This is a genomic window from Kitasatospora azatica KCTC 9699, from assembly GCF_000744785.1.
GTDB lineage: Bacteria > Actinomycetota > Actinomycetes > Streptomycetales > Streptomycetaceae > Kitasatospora > Kitasatospora azatica.
Window position 1 is genome coordinate 2,271,759 of sequence record NZ_JQMO01000002.1, and the last position, 17,051, is coordinate 2,288,809.

Consider the following 17,051-nt stretch of genomic DNA (forward strand, 5'->3'; position numbering starts at 1 on the left):
AAGTGTCCCGTTTTGCCTTGCGTGCCCCCGCCGCAAGATCGCCCGCCCCGCAACCTAGAATCGACCCGTGCGTACCCCCTTCTCTCTCCTCGCCGAGCGCTGGCACCCGTCCGCCGCCCAGGTGCGGCTGGCCGCCCTGATCGCGCTGGCGATGAGCGTGGTCATCGTCGTCACCGGTGGCGCGGTGCGCCTGACCGGGTCCGGGCTCGGCTGCAGTACCTGGCCGACCTGCACCTCCGCGAGCCTGACGCCGACGCCTGCGATGGGGGTGCACGGCATCATCGAGTTCACCAACCGGATGCTGACGTACGTGCTCTGCGCGGCGGTCGGCTGGGCCATCCTGGCCGCGCGCTGCGCGCCGGTCTGGCGCAGGAGCCTGACCCGGCTGGGCTGGGCGCAGTTCTGGGTGGTGATGAGCAACGCGGTGCTCGGTGGGATCACCGTTCTCGCGGGGCTCAACCCCTATGTCGTGGCCTGCCACATGATTGCCGCGCTGGCGCTGGTCTGGGTCGCGGTGCTGACCTGGGAACGGGCCAAGGAGGGGGACGGGCCGGTCAGGGCGCTGGTCGCCGAACCGCTGCGGAAGCTGGCGAACGTCCTGGTGGGCGTGGTCGGCGCGCTGGTGGTGGCCGGGACGCTGGTGACCGGTGCGGGCCACCACCCGGGCGACTCAAGCGACGTGCCGCGAATCCCGATCAACTACGACCGGCTGGCCCAGGTGCACGCGGACCTGGCGTTCGTCACCGTCGGCCTCTCGCTGGCGGTCATCTTCGTGCTGGCCGCCGTCAAGGCGCCGCCGGCCGCCCGGGCCCGTGCGCGTGAGCTCTTCCTGGTGCTGCTGGCCCAAGGGGTGATCGGGTACGTGCAGTACTTCACCGACGTGCCCGAGGTGCTGGTCGGCCTGCACATGCTGGGCGCCTCGCTGACCTGGATCGCCGCGCTGCGGATCCCGTTGGCGCTGCGCGGCAGGGCGGACGAGCCCGCCGCGGTGCCGGCACAGCTGCAGGAGACAGCAGCCGTATAGACGGGCGAAGACAGATAGACGGGCGAAGACAGGCAAGAGGCCCTGACCCCACTCCGCACCTGGGGGTCAGGGCCTCTGTCTGTGTGCTCGACAGAATGTCTTCGACAGAGTGTCAGAGCTGGATGCCGGCCATCCGCTTCCACTCGTACGGGCCGGTGCGCACCTTGAGGGCGAGCTCGCCCTCGAAGGAGTCGTGCAGCGTCAGGCCGGCCAGCTCGGCGGCGCGGCGGCCGACGGCGTAGCTGGGCGCGACCTGGTCGCCCCAGGAGCCGTCCGCGCCGACCAGGACGATCCGGGTGGCGACCCGGCCGACGTACTCCACCACGGCGTCGGCGCTGCCGCCGTGCTGCTTGCTGAACGCGGTGAGGTTCTTGGCGATGCGCTTGGCGCGGCGCTCGGCACGGGCGTCCGAGGCGGGGGCGAGGGTCTCTGCGCTGCTCATGTCCGCATGCTACCCACGGGTAGCGGGGCTGGCGACGGCAGGGGCGTGTGCCACGGGCCACAGCGCGCCACCTGGCCCTAGCCTGGCCCCATGACCTTCCACGGCTGGCCGGCCGAGGCCCTCGACTTCTACGAGGGCCTCGAGGCCGACAACTCGAAGACCTACTGGACCGCCCACAAGGCGCTCTACGACGAGGCGGTGCACGGGCCGACCGCCGAGCTGCTGGCGGAGCTGGAGGGCGAGTTCGGCCCCGGCAAGATCTTCCGGCCCAACCGCGACCTGCGGTTCAGCGCCGACAAGTCCCCGTACAAGACCCACCTGGGCGCCTTCCTGGAGCAGGGCGGCTACATCCAGCTCTCGGCCAACGGGCTGGCGTCCGGCCTGGGCATGTACCAGCTGGCGACGGATCAGCTGGACCGCTACCGGCGCGCGGTCGACGAGGAGGTGACCGGCCGGGAGTTGGAGCGGGTGATCGCCCAGCTGGCGAAGAAGGACATCGGCGTGGTCGGGGTGAGCTCGCTGAAGAGCGCCCCGCGCGGCTACCCGAAGGACCATCCGCGGATCGAACTGCTGCGGCACAAGGGGCTGATCGCCTGGCAGGAGTGGCCGGTGGAGCCCTGGCTTGGCACCGCCGAGGCCAAGACCCGGATCGCCGCCTTCCTGCGCGGTGCCCGGCCGTTGAAGGACTGGCTCGGCACCCGGGTGGGGCCGAGCCAGGAACCGCCGAGACGGTAGGAAGACAGGAAGACAGGGAGGTAGGAAAGCAGGAAAGCAGGAAGGCAGGGAGAAAAGAAGGCTGGAGGACTACCGCAGGAACGGATCCACCGCGATCGCCACCATCAGCAGCGTCAGGTAGGTGATCGACCAGTGGAACAGCCGCATCTCCTTGAGCTTCGCGCCCACCACTCCGGCCTTGGCGCGCGCATACAGCCCGTGCGCCTCCTTGAGCCAGAACGCGCCCAGCAGCACCGCCGAGACGGGGTACAGCCAGCTGGTGTGCGCCAGCGGCCACAGGGCCAGCGAGACCGCGACCATGACCCAGCTGTAGATGACGATCTGTCGGGCCACGGCCAGGTTGCCCGCCGTGACCGGCAGCATCGGCACGCCGGCCTTGGCGTAGTCCTCGCGCACCTTCATGGAGAGCGGCCAGTAGTGCGGCGGCGTCCAGAAGAAGATCACCAGGAAGAGCACGAACGGCGCCCAGCTCAGCGAGCCGGTCACCGCCGCCCAGCCCACCAGCACCGGCATGCAGCCGGCGATGCCGCCCCAGACGATGTTCTGCGCGGTGCGCCGCTTCAGGCCCAGGGTGTAGACGAAGACGTAGAAGAGGTAGCCGGCCAGCGCCAGCCCGGAGGCCAGCCAGTTCACCAGGAAGCCGAGCCAGAGGGTGGAGACCACGCCCAGCGCGATGCCGAAGACCATCGCCTCGCGCGGCGAGACCATCCCGGTGACCAGCGGCCGCCGCTCGGTGCGGCTCATCACGGCGTCGATGTCGCGGTCGATGTACATGTTGAGCGCGTTGGCGCCGCCCGCCGACAGGTAGCCGCCGACGACCACCGCCAGCACCAGGACCAGGTTCGGGACCCCGCGCTGCGCCAGGAACATCACCGGGACCGTGCTCATCAGCAGCAGCTCGATGATCCGCGGCTTGGTCAGTGCGACGAATGCCCCTAGACGGGCCCCGAACGACCGAGGGGTGGGGGTCGTCCCACTGTCCCCGGCGGGGCGGGATTCGACGGCGGTCACGAACACCCCAACTGAAGATGAATCTTCGCAGGCGTTCCGGTTCCGAGGAGCTCGTGAATCCGTTCACGCTGCGCGTACCACGCCACCTTAGACGGTTCCGATCCGCCGATCGGCTCCGGGGTCGGCTGACGGGGCCCGACCGCACCCCCGTGGGTGAACTGCCCAGTTCAGCGGAGCGCGACCCGGGACAAACCAGGCCAAGGTGGGATGGGTGCCCCTGATGCACTGCACACAGTGCGACTGGGAATCTGGCCGCGAAATGCCGGGTTGTGGGCGATCGGAAGGCGGGCCCCGGCACTGACGGTAGGCTCGCCCGGAGAAGCGGGAACAGCCCTCCGTGACCGGCACTACCGATCAAGCGTCAGGCCCACAGTGTGGTGGCCGACCCGGTCCCTTCACGGGGTCACAGTTCAATACGGAAGGAGCCCTGAGAAGGGTGAGCACGACGCCGACGAACGCAATCGAGTGGTCCGACCTTGACGAGCGAACGGTGGACACGGCCCGCGTTTTGGCCATGGACGCAGTACAGAAGGTCGGGAACGGGCACCCGGGTACCGCTATGGCCCTGGCCCCTGCCGCCTACGTCATCTTCCAGCGCTTTCTGCGCCATGACCCGACCGACCCCAACTGGGTGGGCCGGGACCGCTTCGTGCTGTCCCCGGGTCACACCAGCATGACCCTGTACACCCAGCTCTTCCTCTCCGGCTACGGCCTGGAGCTGGACGACCTGAAGTCCTTCCGGGTGCACGGCAGCCGCACCCCGGGCCACCCGGAGCACGGCCACACCGCCGGCGTGGAGACCACCACCGGTCCGCTCGGCCAGGGCATCGCCAACGCGGTGGGCATGGCGATGGCGGCCCGCTACGAGCGTGGCCTGTTCGACCCGCAGGCGCCCGAGGGCAGCTCGCCGTTCGACCACACCATCTGGGCCATCGTCTCCGACGGCGACCTGGAGGAGGGCATCTCCGCCGAGGCCTCCTCGCTGGCCGGCCACCAGAAGCTGGGCAACCTGGTCGCGCTCTACGACGACAACCACATCTCGATCGAGGGCGACACCCACACCGCCTTCTCCGAGGACGTGCTGCACCGCTACGAGGCGTACGGCTGGCACGTGCAGCGGGTCGCCCCGAAGAGCAACGGCGACATCGACGTCCAGGAGCTGGGCGCCGCGCTGGCCGCCGCCAAGGCCGAGACCTCGCGCCCGTCGATCATCGCGATGCGCACGATCATCGCCTGGCCGGCCCCGGACGCGCAGAACACCGCCAAGGCGCACGGCTCCGCGCTCGGCGCCGCCGAGATCGCCGCCACCAAGAAGGTGCTGGGCTTCGACCCCGAGCGCACCTTCGAGGTCACCGACGAGGTGCTCAGCCACGCCCGTCAGGTGATCCAGCGCGGCAAGGCGGCCCGTGCCGAGTGGGAGAAGTCCTACCTGGAGTGGCGCGCCAGCGACCCGTCGCGCGCGGCCGAGTTCGACCGGATCCAGGCCGGCGAGCTGCCCAACGGCTGGAAGAAGCTGCTCCCGGTCTTCCCGGCCGGCAAGGACGTCGCCACCCGCAAGGCCGGCGGCGACACCCTGAAGGCCTTCGGCGCGGTGATCCCGGAGCTGTGGGGCGGCTCGGCCGACCTCGCGGAGTCCAACCTCACCACGATCGACGAGGGCAGCTCCTTCCTCCCCGAGGACAACCCGCTCAAGGGCGCCAACCCGTACGGCCGGACCATCCACTTCGGCATCCGCGAGCACGCCATGGGCTCGGCCATGAACGGCATCGCGCTGCACGGCAAGACCCGCGTGTACGGCGGCACCTTCCTGGTCTTCTCGGACTACATGCGCCCGGCGGTCCGGCTGGCCGCGCTGATGAAGCTGCCGGTCACCTACGTCTGGACGCACGACTCGATCGGCCTCGGCGAGGACGGCCCGACCCACCAGCCGGTCGAGCACCTGGCCGCGCTGCGCGCCATCCCGGGCCTGTCGGTGGTCCGCCCGGCCGACGCCAACGAGACCGCGGTCGCCTGGCGCACCGTCCTGGAGCGCCAGACCACCCACCCCGGCCCGGTCGGCCTGGCGCTGACCCGCCAGGGCGTGCCGACCTGGGACCGCGAGGTCTTCGGCTCGGCCGACGGCACCGCGAAGGGCGGCTACGTGCTGGCCGAGGCCTCCAACGGCGCCCCGCAGGTGATCCTGATCGGCACCGGCTCCGAGGTTCAGCTGGCGGTCCAGGCGCGCGAGACACTGGAGGCCGAGGGCATCCCCACCCGCGTGGTCTCGATGCCGTCCGTCGAGTGGTTCCACGAGCAGGACCAGGCGTACCGCGACCAGGTGCTGCCGCCCACCGTCAAGGCCCGGGTCTCGGTCGAGGCCGGGATCGCCCAGGGCTGGCGCGAGTTCGTGGGCGACCACGGCCAGATCGTCAGCCTGGACCACTTCGGCGCGTCGGCCGACTACCAGGTGCTGTACCAGGAGTTCGGCATCACCGCCGAGGCCGTGACGCACGCCGCCCACAAGTCGCTGCGCTCGCTGGAAGCCGTCAACCGCTAGACCCCGCCCGCTTCCTGAACCACTGATAGACACGAAGGACTGAGCAGTATGACTGACGCATTGAAGCGCCTCAGCGACGAAGGCGTGGCGATCTGGCTGGACGACCTCAGCCGCGCCCGGCTGAACAGCGGCAACCTGGCCGAACTGGTGCAGAGCAAGCACGTCGTCGGTGTCACCACCAACCCGACCATCTTCCAGAAGGCGATCGCCGGCAGCGGCGACACCTCCTACGACGGCCAGCTGCGCGACCTCGCGGTGCGCAAGGTCACCACCGACGAGGCGATCCGCATGATCACCACCTCGGACGTGCGGGACGCCGCCGACGTGCTGCGCTCGGTGTACGACGCGAGCAACGGCCGCGACGGCCGGGTCTCGATCGAGGTGGACCCGCGGCTGGCCCACCAGACCGCGCCCACCGTGGCCGAGGCCAAGCAGCTGTGGTGGCTGGTGGACCGTCCGAACATCTTCATCAAGATCCCGGCCACCAAGGCCGGCCTGCCCGCGATCAGCGAGGTGATCGGCCGGGGCATCAGCGTCAACGTCACGCTGATCTTCTCGCTGGACCGCTACAAGGCCGTGATCGACGCCTTCCTGACCGGTCTCGAGGAGGCCAGGGCCAAGGGCATCGACCTGTCCTCGATCGAGTCGGTCGCCTCCTTCTTCGTGTCCCGGGTGGACAGCGAGATCGACAAGCGGCTCGACGCGATCGGCACCGACGAGGCCAAGTCGCTGCGCTCCAAGGCCGCGCTGGCCAACGCCCGGCTCGCCTACCAGGCGTACGAGGAGGTCTTCGGCTCGGTGGACGGCAAGAAGCCGGCCAGCGACCGCTGGACCGCCCTGGAGGCGGCCGGTGCCAAGCCGCAGCGTCCGCTCTGGGCCTCGACCGGCGTGAAGGACCCGGCGCTGCCGGACACCCTGTACGTGACCGAGCTGGTGGCCCCCGGCACCGTCAACACCATGCCCGAGGCCACCCTGGACGCCACCGGCGACCACGGCGTGGTGACCGGTGACACCATCACCGGCGGCTACGCCGAGGCGCAGGGCGTGCTGGACGCGCTGGCCGCGGTCGGCGTCGACTACGACGACGTGGTGCAGGTCCTGGAGGACGAGGGCGTCAGCAAGTTCGAGGTCTCCTGGCAGGAGCTGCTCGACACGGTGACCGCCTCGCTGGCCTCCTTCGCCGAAGGTAAGTGACCCTGCTCGACTGCACTGAAGCGGAGCCCATCAGTGAGCAATGCACAGGCATTTCCCGACCTTGAGGGGGCCGAGGTGACGCAAGGCGAGATCCCGCAGTTGCCCGCGAACCCGCTGCGCGACCCGGCGGACCGCCGGCTGCCGCGCATCGCCGGCCCGTCCGGCCTGGTCATCTTCGGCGTCACCGGGGACCTCTCCCGGAAGAAGTTGATGCCGGCGATCTACGACCTGGCCAACCGCGGCCTGCTGCCGCCGGGTTTCTCACTGGTGGGCTTCGCCCGCCGCGAGTGGGAGCACGAGGACTTCGCGAAGGAGGTGCACGACGCCGTCAAGGAGCACGCACGCACCCCCTTCCGTGAGGAGGTGTGGCAGCAGCTCGCCAAGGGCATGCGGTTCGTCCAGGGCACCTTCGACGACGACGAGGCCTTCGAGACGCTGCGCCAGACCATCGAGGACCTGGACAAGGCACAGGGCACCAGCGGCAACTTCGCCTTCTACCTCTCGGTGCCCCCGAAGTTCTTCCCCAACGTGGTCCAGCAGTTGAAGAAGCACGGCCTGGCCGACCCGCCGCAGGGCTCCTGGCGCCGTGCGGTGATCGAGAAGCCCTTCGGTCACGACCTGACGAGCGCTCAGGAGCTCAACAAGGTCGTGCACGAGGTCTTCCCGCGCGACGAGGTATTCCGGATCGACCACTACCTCGGCAAGGAGACGGTCCAGAACATCCTGGCGCTGCGCTTCGCCAACTCGATGTTCGAGCCGATCTGGAACCGGTCCTACGTGGACCACGTGCAGATCACCATGGCCGAGGACATCGGCATCGGGGGCCGCGCCGGGTACTACGACGGCATCGGCTCGGCCCGTGACGTGATCCAGAACCACCTGCTCCAGCTGATGGCGCTGACCGCCATCGAGGAGCCGGCCTCGTTCCACCCCAAGGCCCTGGTCGCGGAGAAGCTCAAGGTGCTCAGCGCCGTGCAGCTGCCCAAGGACCTCGGCCGGCACACCGTGCGCGGCCAGTACGCGTCCGGCTGGCAGGGCGGCGAGGAGGTGGTCGGGTACCTGGACGAGGACGGCATCGACCCCGAGTCCAAGACCGACACCTACGCGGCGATCAAGCTGGAGATCAACAACCGGCGCTGGGCCGGGGTCCCGTTCTACCTGCGCACGGGCAAGCGCCTGGGCCGCCGGGTGACCGAGATCGCGGTGGTCTTCCAGCGGGCCCCGTACCTGCCGTTCGACTCCTACGCGACCGAGGAGCTGGGGCAGAACGCCCTGGTGATCCGGGTGCAGCCGGACGAGGGCGTCACGGTGCGGTTCGGTTCCAAGGTGCCGGGGACCTCGATGGAGGTCCGGGACGTCACGATGGACTTCGCCTACGGCGAGTCGTTCACCGAGTCCAGCCCGGAGGCCTACGAGCGGCTCATCCTGGACGTGCTCCTCGGTGACGCCAACCTCTTCCCGCGGCACCAGGAGGTCGAGCTCTCCTGGGAGATCCTCGACCCGATCGAGAAGTACTGGGACCAGCACGGCAAGCCCGCGCAGTACCCGGCCGGCACCTGGGGTCCGGCCGAGGCGGACGAGATGCTCGCACGAGACGGCAGGAGCTGGCGCCGGCCATGAAGATCGACCTGACGGACACCACGTCCAGCAAGATCAACAGTGCTCTGATGGACGCCCGCCGGGCCAGCGGTTCCACCGCGGCCGGGATGGTTCTCACGCTCGTCATCGTGGTGGACGAGGGCAGCGCGTACGACGCCCTCAAGGCCGCGAACGACGCCTCCCGTGAGCACCCCTCGCGGATCCTGGCGGTGATCAAGCGGGCCGGGCGTTCGCCGCGGGCCCGCGCCGGGACCCGGCTGGACGCCGAGATCCTGGTCGGCTCGGACGCCGGCTCGGGCGAGACGGTGGTGCTGCGGATGCACGGCGAGCTGGTCTCGCACGCGCAGTCCGTGGTGCTGCCGCTGCTGCTGCCGGACGCCCCCGTGGTGGTCTGGTGGCCGGAGAACGCGCCGCTGCACGCCGCGCAGGACCCGCTGGGTGCGATCGCCCAGCGCCGGATCACCGACGCGGTCACCGCCGAGTCGCCGGTCGACCAGCTGGCGGTCCGGGCCGAGAGCTACAGCCCGGGTGACACCGACCTCGCCTGGACCAGGATCACCGGCTGGCGCTCGATGCTGGCCGCCGCCCTGGACCAGAAGCCCACCAAGGTCACCTCCGCGGTGGTCGAGGGCGAGTCGTACAACCCGAGCGTGGAGTTGCTCGGGCTCTGGCTGCACGACCGCCTGCGGGTGCCGGTGGACCGGGTGGTCAGCGGCGGCCCGGGCATCACCGCGGTGCGGCTGCGCACCCGGGACGGCGAGATCGTGCTCGACCGGCCGGACGGCCTGATGGGCACCCTCTCCATCCCCGGTGCTCCGGACCGGATGGTGGCGCTCAAGCGGCGCGAGACCGCCGAGCTGATCGCCGAGGAGCTGCGCCGGCTCGACCCGGACGACATCTACGCGGCGGCGGTTCGCACCGGCGTGAAGAGCCTGAACACGTCGAAGGGCCGGGCTCCGGCCGGCGCCGTCGTCGAGGCCGATCCGGCCGCGGCGGCGGGCAGCACCGTGGTCGAGGCCGCGGTGGCCACGCCCATGGTGACCGCCAAGGTCCCCGCCGCCGAGCAGCCCGCCGTGGCGCAGCCCGCTGCAACGAAGACGGCGGCTGCCAAGAAGGCCCCCGCGGCCAAGAAGGCGGCCACCACGAAGAAGGCCACCGCCCGCAAGCGGAGCGGCGCATGACCCCGGTCCCGCAGCTGGTGGTGCACCGCGACAAGGAGCTGATGGCCCAGGCGGCCGCCGCGCGACTGATCACCAGGATCGTCGACGCGCAGTCCGCCCGGGGCACCGCCTCCGTGGTGCTCACCGGCGGCCGCAACGGCAATGCGCTGCTCGCGGCCATCGCCGAGTCCCCGGCCCGGGACGCGGTGGACTGGTCCCGGCTGGACCTGTGGTGGGGCGACGAGCGCTTCGTCCCCTCCGCCGATCCCGAGCGCAACGCGGTGCAGGCCACCGACGAGCTGCTCGGCCGGGTCCCGCTGGACCCGGCCCGGGTGCACTTCATGCCCGCCTCGGACGGCGTCGACGGCGCCGACGTGGAGGCCGCCGCCGAGCGGTACGCCGAGGAGCTGGCCAAGGCCGCGGGTCCGCAGGACCGCGGCCGGGTGCCCGCCTTCGACGTGCTGCTGCTCGGGGTCGGCCCGGACACCCACGTGGCCTCGCTCTTCCCCGAGCACCCGGGCGTGCGGGAGACCGCGCGCACGGTGGTCGGGGTGCGCGGGGCGCCCAAGCCTCCGCCCACCCGGATCTCGCTGACCCTGCCGGCCATCCGGGCGGCGCGCGAGGTCTGGCTGTTGGCGGCCGGTGAGGACAAGGCGGACGCCGTGGCGCTGGCCCTGTCCGGTCCGGGCGAGCTGCTGGCCCCGGCCTCGGGTGCGTACGGCACGGTCCGCACACTCTGGCTGCTGGACCGCGCGGCTGCGGCCAAACTGCCGCCGCAGCTCTACCCGCCGGCCTCGGCCTGACGGTCTGTCACAGCACAGCACACAGCACGGCACAGCACGGCAGCGGGACGGTGCACCGACCAGGTGCGCTGTCCCGCTGCCTTTCCGGGGCGGCTCAGCCCAGTCGGCGCCGGACCCAGTAGAGGGTGCCGACGACCAGCGCGAGCGCCAGCGCCAGGCCGATGCCCGACTCGACCAGCTGCAGCGGCCAGTAGTCCGCCACGTGGTGCAGGTCGGTGTACTCCCTGGCGTCCGCGTAGCGCTTGGTGCAGCTCAGGTAGTCCAGCTGGCGGCCGCAGATGTCGTACGGCAGCCGGGTGCCGCTCGGGGTCATGAAGCCCTGGGCGAAGCCCCAGGTGTTGTTCGGCAGTTCGGAGCGGGAGACCAGTTCGGTCTGCCAGCCCCACAGGTACGGGCGCAGGGTGTCCAGCCCGTACTGCAGCAGGCCCACCAGTACGACGGTGGCCGCCATCGCCGGCTGCGTGCGCCGCAGCACCGCCCCGGCCAGCGCGCCCACGGCCAGGGCGAGCAGCACGGTGGACACCAGCACCGGGCCGCCGGAGGCGAAGAAGACCGTGCTGTACCAGGCGATCCCCGAGACGTCGTTGGCCCCCGGCTGCCAGACCCAGCGGTAGATCAGCATCAGCGCCACCGAGCCGAGACCGGCCGACAGCGCGACCGCCGCCAGCTTCGCCAGCACCCAGCGGGTCCGGCTCACCGGCTGGGTCAGCACCACCTTCCAGGTGCCGCGCTCCAACTCCTGGGCCAGCAGCGGCGCGCCCAGTGCGGCGCCGAGCCCGACCGGTAGGAGCAGCAGCGCCAGGCCGGCCAGCTTGAGCGGCTCCCCGTAGGTGGTGCGGAACTCCATCACCGACTGCTGGATCCCGGGCTGCTGGCAGGCGGGATCCAGGCTGATCTCGGCGCAGCCCGCGATCTGGTGGCTGCTGAAGTACGAGACCTCCCGCGCGTGGAACACCACCGCCGCCACCGCGGCCACCGCCACCAGGGCCAGCCAGCCCCAGACCGGCAGCCGCAGCTGACGCCACATCAGCCAGCCGAGACCGCGCAGCCGCAGCCGCCCCCGCTCCGCAGTTGCGGCGGTGGCCGGAGTCGGGGCCGGGGCGCTCACCTCCTCCGTCCGGATCACGCCGCCACCTCCATCGGCTGCTCGGCCTGCGCCTCGGCGGTCAGCAGGGCGGGGGCGTCCTGAGCGCGCAGATGGGCGAGCAACAGTTCCTCCAGGGTCGGGGCGGTGGTCTCCCAGGGATCGGCCACCGGGCCGGACGGGCGGACCAGGGCGGTCAGTTGGCGACCGGTCTCGCGGGCCTCCACCACCAGGTGCCCGGCCAGTGCGGCGGCCGCGGTCTGCGGGCCGACCAACACCCGGTGGGCGGCGAGCAGTTCCTCGATGTCACCGGCCAGCCGGACCTGGCCACGGGCCATCAGCACCAGGTAGTCGCAGGCTTCCTGGAGTTCGGCGATCACGTGCGAGGACATCAGCACGGTGAGCCCGCGTTCGGCGGCCTCGGCCATCAGCAGGCCCATCACCTGGTGGCGGGCCAACGGGTCGAGGTCGGCCATCGGCTCGTCGAGCAGCAGCAGGTCGGGCCGCTGGCCGAGGGCCAGGGCCAGTGAGACCCGGGTGCGCTGGCCGCCGGAGAGCGAGCCGACCCGGGCGCTCAGCGGGAATCCGCCGTCGGCCAGGACCAGTTCGGCCTTGGCCTGGTCCCAGCCGGGGTTCAGCTCCTGGCCCATCCGCAGGATCTCGGCGACCCGGAAGCCCGGGTAGAGCGGCTTGTCCTGCGCGACGTACGCCAGCCCGGCGCCGGCCGGCCGCTCGATCCGGCCGTCGGTGGGCGTCAACAGGCCCGCCGCCAGCGCGAGCAGGGTGCTCTTGCCCGCACCGTTCGGCCCGACCAGGGCGCAGATCCGTCCGGCCGGCAGCCGGAAGGTGCAGTCCCGCAGCGCCCAACCGCGCCGGTAACGCTTGCCGAGGCCGTGTGCGGCCAGGGCGGGGTGTAGCTCGGTCATCGGTTCCCCTCCTGAGTTCGCCGGTCGGCGAACTCCTGCTCCACCACGGATGCCACGAGTGCGGCGACGTCGTCCCGGTCCAGTCCGGCCTGCCGGGCCCGGGCGGCCCAGCCGGCCAGCTCGGCGCGCAGCGGCGAGTCGGTGCCGGCCTCCTCCCGGGCCAGCGAGCGCAGCACGAAGGTGCCGAGCCCGGGCCGGGGTGCGACCAGCCCCTCCCGCTCCAGCTCCCGGTAGGCCTTGAGCACCGTGTTCGGGTTGATCGCCGTCGCCGCCACCACCTCCTTGGCGGTCGGCAGCTTGTCCCCCGGCACCAGCAGGCCCAGCCGCAGCGCGTGCTTGGTCTGCTGCACGATCTGCAGGTATGTGGCCACCCCGCTGTGCCGGTCGATGCGGTATTCCATCCTGCATCACCATTCCACTAAGGCATTAGTGGAATGGTGATGCAGGGGTGCCATGATCGTCAAGTCGAGGGGGAACGCCGGTGCACGCGAAAACGAAAGAGCGCGGGCGGTGGACCCTCAGGTCCACCGCCCGCGCTCAGGCTCGAGCAGCGTCAGATCTCGCCGCGCAGCTTGGCCAGCGCCTCGGCGAGGATCGCCTCGCCGTCGGCGTCGGTGCGACGCTCACGGACGTAGGCGAGGTGCGTCTTGTACGGCTCGTTGCGCGAGGGCGCCGGCGGGTTGTGCTCGTCCTGCCCGGCCGGGAACCCGCAGCGCGGGCAGTCCCAAGTGTCCGGGATGACGGCCTCGGCAGCGAAGCTGGGGCGCGTCTCGTGCTTGTTGGCGCACCAGAAGGAGATCCGGTTGCGGGGGGCGGACTCGCCGCGCTCCGCCTCACCCATCGGGCCGGCCCCGACCCTGCTGCCACGGATGGCGTTGCCACTTGCCACGGTCTGACTCCCTGCGTGCCCTTAACCGCCTGGGTGTGCCCAGGCGCTGCCGACCGGCCGCCCGCTGCGGACAGTGGCAAGTTGTCCTAGTGTACGGAGTGGATAAGGATCTGTCCGCACCGCCTGCACAACTGAGTCCGAATCAGCTCTTGACCTTGATCAGCAGACCCAGTACGACGATGCAGGCGAACCAACCCAGGCCGACGATGATGGTGATCCGGTCCAGGTTGCGCTCGGCCACCGCGGAACCGCCGCCGGCGGACATCGCGCCGCCGCCGAACATGTCGGACAGGCCGCCGCCCTTCCCCTTGTGCAGCAGCACCAGGAGGACCATCAGCGCACTGAAGATGATCAGGGCGATCGAGAACCCGAGAATCACGGCGGGACCAACTCTCTAGAACAAGGCTCGTTTGGCGAAGGGCCGGACCCCCTGGGAAGGAGGCCCGGCCCAAAGAGTACGTTGCTGCGAGGGCGTTAGCCTACCGCCTGCTCGCGGTACCGCACGATCTTGACGAACTCGTCGGCGTCCAGCGAGGCCCCGCCGATCAGCGCGCCGTCCACGTCGGGCTTGGCCATCAGGCCGGCCGCGCTCGAGGACTTCACGGAACCGCCGTACAGGATGCGGACCTTGTCGGCCAGCTCGGCGTCGTACAGCTCGGCCAGCCGGGCCCGGATCGCCGCGCAGACCTCCTGCGCGTCCTCCGGGGTGGCCACCTCGCCGGTGCCGATCGCCCAGACCGGCTCGTACGCGACGACGATCTGCTCGACGTCGCTCGCCGGCACCTCGGCCAGCGCGCCGTCCAGCTGGGCCAGCGTGTACTCGACGTGGGTGCCGGCCTTGCGGATCTCCAGCGGCTCGCCGATGCACAGGATCGGCAGGATCCCGTTGCGGTAGGCGGCCTTCACCTTGGCGTTGACGATCTGCTCGTTCTCGCCGTGGTACTGGCGGCGCTCCGAGTGGCCGATCACCGCGTAGGTGCACTTCAGCTTGGCCAGCATCGGGCCGGAGACCTCGCCGGTGTAGGCACCGGAGTCGTGCGCCGAGATGTCCTGGGCGCCGTACTTGATCTTCAGCTTGTCGCCGTCCACCAGGGTCTGCACCGAGCGCAGGTCGGTGAAGGGGGTCAGCACGGCGACCTCGACGGCCGCGTAGTCCTTGTCGGCCAGCGCGAAGGCCAGCTTCTGGGTGTGCTGGATGGCCTCGAGGTGGTTGAGGTTCATCTTCCAGTTGCCCGCCATCAGCGGGAGACGCTCGCTCATGTGTCAGCCTTCCAGGGCGGCGAGACCGGGGAGCGTCTTGCCCTCGAGGTACTCGAGGCTCGCGCCGCCACCGGTCGAGATGTGTCCGAACTTCGTCTCGTCGAAGCCCAGGATGCGCACGGCCGCGGCGGAGTCGCCGCCACCGACCACGGTGAACGCATCAGAGTCGATCAGCGCCTGGGCGACGGCCTTGCAGCCCTCCGCGAAGGTCGGGTGCTCGAAGACTCCGAGCGGGCCGTTCCAGAAGATGGTGGCCGCGTCGGCCAGCTTCTCGGCGAACAGCACCTGGCTCTTCGGGCCGACGTCCAGGCCCTCCTTGGTGGCCGGGATCTTGTCGGCGTCGACGATCTCGAAGTCCTCGACGGGCTTGTGCGTCTTGGTGTCCGGGAAGTCCGAGGAGACCGCGACGTCCACCGGCAGCACGAACTCGACGCCGTTGTCCTTGGCCCGCTGCAGGTACTCCAGGACGACCGGGATCTGGTCCTCCTGCAGCAGCGACAGGCCGACCTCGTGGCCCTGGGCCTTGAGGAAGGTGTACGCCATGCCGCCGCCGACCAGGATCCGGTCGGCCTTGCCCAGCAGGTTGTCGATCACCGCGAGCTTGTCGGAGACCTTGGCGCCGCCGAGCACCACCACGTAGGGGCGGGCCACCTCGTCGGTGAGCTTCTTGAGGACGGCCACCTCCTTCTCGATCAGCAGGCCGGCCGCGTGCGGCAGCCGGGCCGGCAGGTCGTAGACCGAGGCGTGCTTACGGTGCACGGCGCCGAAGCCGTCGCCGACGTACAGGTCGGCCAGGGCCGCCAGCTGGTCGGCGAAGGCGGCGCGCTCGGCGTCGTCCTTGCTGGTCTCACCGGCGTTGAAGCGCAGGTTCTCGAGCAGCGTGACCTCGCCGTCGGCCAGGGCGGCGACGGTGGCCTTCGCGCTGTCACCCACGGTGTCGGTCGCGAAGGCGACCGGCTTGCCGAGGATCTCACCGAGGCGCACGGCGGCCGGCGCGAGCGAGTACTGCGGGTCCGGCTCGCCCTTGGGACGGCCGAGGTGCGAGGCGACGATCACCTTGGCGCCGCGCTCCAGCAGCGAGGCGATCGTCGGGGCGACGGCGCGGATCCGGCCGTCGTCGGTGATGGTGCTGCCGCTGAGCGGCACGTTGAGGTCGGCGCGGACGAAAACCCGCTTGCCGGCCACATCGAGGTCGTCGATGGTCTTCACGGTCTTCGATCTCCAGAGAGAGGGGGGTGGCGCTGGGGGCGGCACAGCGCCGGGCCGCCGGTGGGATTTGACAGGTGAGGGCGGGCAGGAGCAGGGCCCGGCGGCGGTGGTGCGTGCCGTCCGGGCCCTGCTCCTCACATCACGTCAGCTCCCGCTGCGTCAGAGCTGGCCGCCGACCAGGGAGGTCAGGTTGACGAGGCGGTTCGAGTAGCCCCACTCGTTGTCGTACCAGCCGAAGACCTTGACCTGGTTGCCCTGGACCATGGTCATCAGCGAGTCGAAGATCGTGGAGAACGGCGAGTTCACGATGTCGGAGGAGACGATCGGGTCCTCGGTGTACTGCAGGATGCCCTTGAGGGAACCCTCGGAGGCCTTCTGGAAGGCCGCGTTGACCTCCTCGACGGTGACCTCGCGCTCCAGGGTGACGACCAGGTCGGTGATCGAGCCGGTCGGGACCGGGACGCGCAGCGAGGTGCCGTCCAGCTTGCCCTTGAGCTCCGGCAGCACCAGCGCGGTGGCCTTGGCGGCACCGGTGGAGGTCGGGATGATGTTCAGCGCGGCGGCACGGGCCCGACGCAGGTCCTTGTGCGGGAAGTCAAGGGTGACCTGGTCGTTGGTGTACGCGTGCACCGTGGTCATCAGACCCTTGACGATGCCGAAGTTCTCGTTCAGCACCTTCGCCAGCGGCGCCACGCAGTTGGTGGTGCAGGAGGCGTTGGAGATGACGGTGTGGTTCGCCGCGTCGTACTTGTCGTCGTTGACGCCCATCACGATGGTGACGTCCTCGTCGGTGGCGGGCGCCGAGATGATGACCTTCTTGGCGCCGGCGGCGACGTGCTTCTTGGCCTGGTCGGCCTTGGTGAAGATGCCGGTGGACTCGATCACGATGTCCACGCCCAGCTCGCCCCAGGGGAGGTTGGCCGGGTCGCGCTCGGCGATCACCTTGAAGGTGTGGCCGTCCACCGTGATGCTGTCCGCGGTGTGGGTGACCTCAGCCTGGAGGGTGCCCAGGATGGAGTCGTACTTGAGCAGGTGAGCCAGGGTCTTGGTGTCGGTCAGGTCGTTGACACCGACGATCTCGATGTCCGCGCCCTGAGACTTGACCGCACGGAAGAAGTTGCGGCCGATGCGGCCGAATCCGTTGATGCCTACCCGGATCGTCACGAACCGATCTCCTCT

At 70.5% G+C, this 17,051-nt stretch carries 17 protein-coding genes; 7 read left to right on the forward strand and 10 right to left on the reverse strand.

The genetic code is table 11. The features are described from left to right. Positions 1–67: 67 nt before the first annotated feature. Positions 68–1,024, forward strand: a complete 957-nt coding sequence (locus BR98_RS10425; protein WP_035841948.1) for a COX15/CtaA family protein — start codon at positions 68–70, stop codon at positions 1,022–1,024. 112 nt (positions 1,025–1,136) lie between these two features. Here the strand turns inward: BR98_RS10425 and BR98_RS10430 are convergent, their stop codons facing one another. Further along, positions 1,137–1,466: a hypothetical protein gene (locus tag BR98_RS10430; RefSeq protein ID WP_035841951.1), complete on the reverse strand. Its 330-nt coding sequence runs from the start codon at positions 1,464–1,466 to the stop codon at positions 1,137–1,139. 90 nt (positions 1,467–1,556) lie between these two features. On the opposite strand from BR98_RS10430, the gene BR98_RS10435 reads away from it, so the two are divergent. After that, complete coding sequence (locus tag BR98_RS10435; RefSeq protein WP_035841954.1) at positions 1,557–2,201, forward strand: DUF2461 domain-containing protein; 645 nt, start codon at positions 1,557–1,559, stop codon at positions 2,199–2,201. 69 nt (positions 2,202–2,270) lie between these two features. On the opposite strand, the gene BR98_RS10440 is transcribed toward BR98_RS10435, so the two are convergent. Next, positions 2,271–3,212 (reverse strand): heme o synthase, encoded by a 942-nt coding sequence (locus BR98_RS10440; protein ID WP_035843926.1) that lies wholly within the window; start codon positions 3,210–3,212, stop codon positions 2,271–2,273. Between the two features lie 436 nt (positions 3,213–3,648). On the opposite strand from BR98_RS10440, the gene tkt reads away from it, so the two are divergent. The 5 genes from tkt to pgl all read left to right on the forward strand — a co-directional run bounded on the left by tkt (position 3,649) and on the right by pgl (position 10,504). Further along, positions 3,649–5,748, forward strand: a complete 2,100-nt coding sequence (gene tkt, locus BR98_RS10445) for a transketolase (protein WP_035841957.1) — start codon at positions 3,649–3,651, stop codon at positions 5,746–5,748. Between the two features lie 48 nt (positions 5,749–5,796). Further along, positions 5,797–6,942, forward strand: a complete 1,146-nt coding sequence (gene tal / locus BR98_RS10450) for a transaldolase (protein WP_035841961.1) — start codon at positions 5,797–5,799, stop codon at positions 6,940–6,942. Between the two features lie 90 nt (positions 6,943–7,032). After that, entirely contained in the window at positions 7,033–8,562 is a 1,530-nt protein-coding gene (gene zwf / locus BR98_RS10455) for a glucose-6-phosphate dehydrogenase (protein WP_035843928.1), read from the forward strand. Then, on the forward strand, positions 8,559–9,722 hold the full coding sequence (gene opcA, locus BR98_RS10460) for a glucose-6-phosphate dehydrogenase assembly protein OpcA (protein WP_035841963.1): 1,164 nt from the start codon (positions 8,559–8,561) through the stop codon (positions 9,720–9,722). The genes zwf and opcA overlap by 4 nt, the downstream gene beginning before the upstream one ends. Continuing rightward, entirely contained in the window at positions 9,719–10,504 is a 786-nt protein-coding gene (gene pgl, locus BR98_RS10465) for a 6-phosphogluconolactonase (RefSeq protein ID WP_035841966.1), read from the forward strand. The genes opcA and pgl overlap by 4 nt, the downstream gene beginning before the upstream one ends. A gap of 94 nt (positions 10,505–10,598) precedes the next feature. Here the strand turns inward: pgl and BR98_RS10470 are convergent, their stop codons facing one another. From BR98_RS10470 to gap, 8 genes are all read right to left on the reverse strand, one after another. Continuing rightward, complete coding sequence (locus BR98_RS10470) at positions 10,599–11,630, reverse strand: ABC transporter permease subunit (protein WP_051969542.1); 1,032 nt, start codon at positions 11,628–11,630, stop codon at positions 10,599–10,601. Next, the gene (locus BR98_RS10475; protein WP_035841970.1) at positions 11,627–12,514 is read right to left on the reverse strand and encodes an ATP-binding cassette domain-containing protein; all 888 of its coding nucleotides are present in this window, start codon (positions 12,512–12,514) and stop codon (positions 11,627–11,629) included. Before BR98_RS10475 ends, BR98_RS10470 begins: the two co-directional genes overlap by 4 nt. Further along, positions 12,511–12,915 (reverse strand): GntR family transcriptional regulator, encoded by a 405-nt coding sequence (locus tag BR98_RS10480; RefSeq protein WP_035841973.1) that lies wholly within the window; start codon positions 12,913–12,915, stop codon positions 12,511–12,513. The genes BR98_RS10475 and BR98_RS10480 overlap by 4 nt, the downstream gene beginning before the upstream one ends. Positions 12,916–13,067: 152 nt before the next feature. Next, on the reverse strand, positions 13,068–13,403 hold the full coding sequence (locus BR98_RS10485; protein WP_035841977.1) for an RNA polymerase-binding protein RbpA: 336 nt from the start codon (positions 13,401–13,403) through the stop codon (positions 13,068–13,070). Positions 13,404–13,545: 142 nt separating this feature from the next. After that, a complete protein-coding gene (gene secG / locus BR98_RS10490) occupies positions 13,546–13,782 on the reverse strand; it encodes a preprotein translocase subunit SecG (protein ID WP_035841981.1) in 237 nt (78 codons plus the stop codon). A 95-nt stretch (positions 13,783–13,877) separates the two neighbouring features. Next, the gene (tpiA, locus tag BR98_RS41070; RefSeq protein ID WP_035841984.1) at positions 13,878–14,663 is read right to left on the reverse strand and encodes a triose-phosphate isomerase; all 786 of its coding nucleotides are present in this window, start codon (positions 14,661–14,663) and stop codon (positions 13,878–13,880) included. A gap of 3 nt (positions 14,664–14,666) precedes the next feature. Continuing rightward, entirely contained in the window at positions 14,667–15,872 is a 1,206-nt protein-coding gene (locus BR98_RS41075; protein WP_035841992.1) for a phosphoglycerate kinase, read from the reverse strand. Between the two features lie 159 nt (positions 15,873–16,031). After that, entirely contained in the window at positions 16,032–17,036 is a 1,005-nt protein-coding gene (gap, locus tag BR98_RS10505) for a type I glyceraldehyde-3-phosphate dehydrogenase (protein WP_035841995.1), read from the reverse strand. Positions 17,037–17,051 lie beyond the last annotated feature (15 nt).

What these genes read in the sequence shown, in the direction of transcription:
- BR98_RS10430 (WP_035841951.1), bottom strand. Translation starts at nt 1,466, where the DNA reads ATGAGCAGCGCAGAGACCCTCGCCCCCGCCTCGGACGCCCGTGCCGAG.
- BR98_RS10435 (WP_035841954.1), top strand. Translation starts at nt 1,557, where the DNA reads ATGACCTTCCACGGCTGGCCGGCCGAGGCCCTCGACTTCTACGAGGGC.
- tal (WP_035841961.1), top strand. Translation starts at nt 5,797, where the DNA reads ATGACTGACGCATTGAAGCGCCTCAGCGACGAAGGCGTGGCGATCTGG.
- opcA (WP_035841963.1), top strand. Translation starts at nt 8,559, where the DNA reads ATGAAGATCGACCTGACGGACACCACGTCCAGCAAGATCAACAGTGCT.
- pgl (WP_035841966.1), top strand. Translation starts at nt 9,719, where the DNA reads ATGACCCCGGTCCCGCAGCTGGTGGTGCACCGCGACAAGGAGCTGATG.
- BR98_RS10475 (WP_035841970.1), bottom strand. Translation starts at nt 12,514, where the DNA reads ATGACCGAGCTACACCCCGCCCTGGCCGCACACGGCCTCGGCAAGCGT.
- BR98_RS10480 (WP_035841973.1), bottom strand. Translation starts at nt 12,915, where the DNA reads ATGGAATACCGCATCGACCGGCACAGCGGGGTGGCCACATACCTGCAG.
- tpiA (WP_035841984.1), bottom strand. Translation starts at nt 14,663, where the DNA reads ATGAGCGAGCGTCTCCCGCTGATGGCGGGCAACTGGAAGATGAACCTC.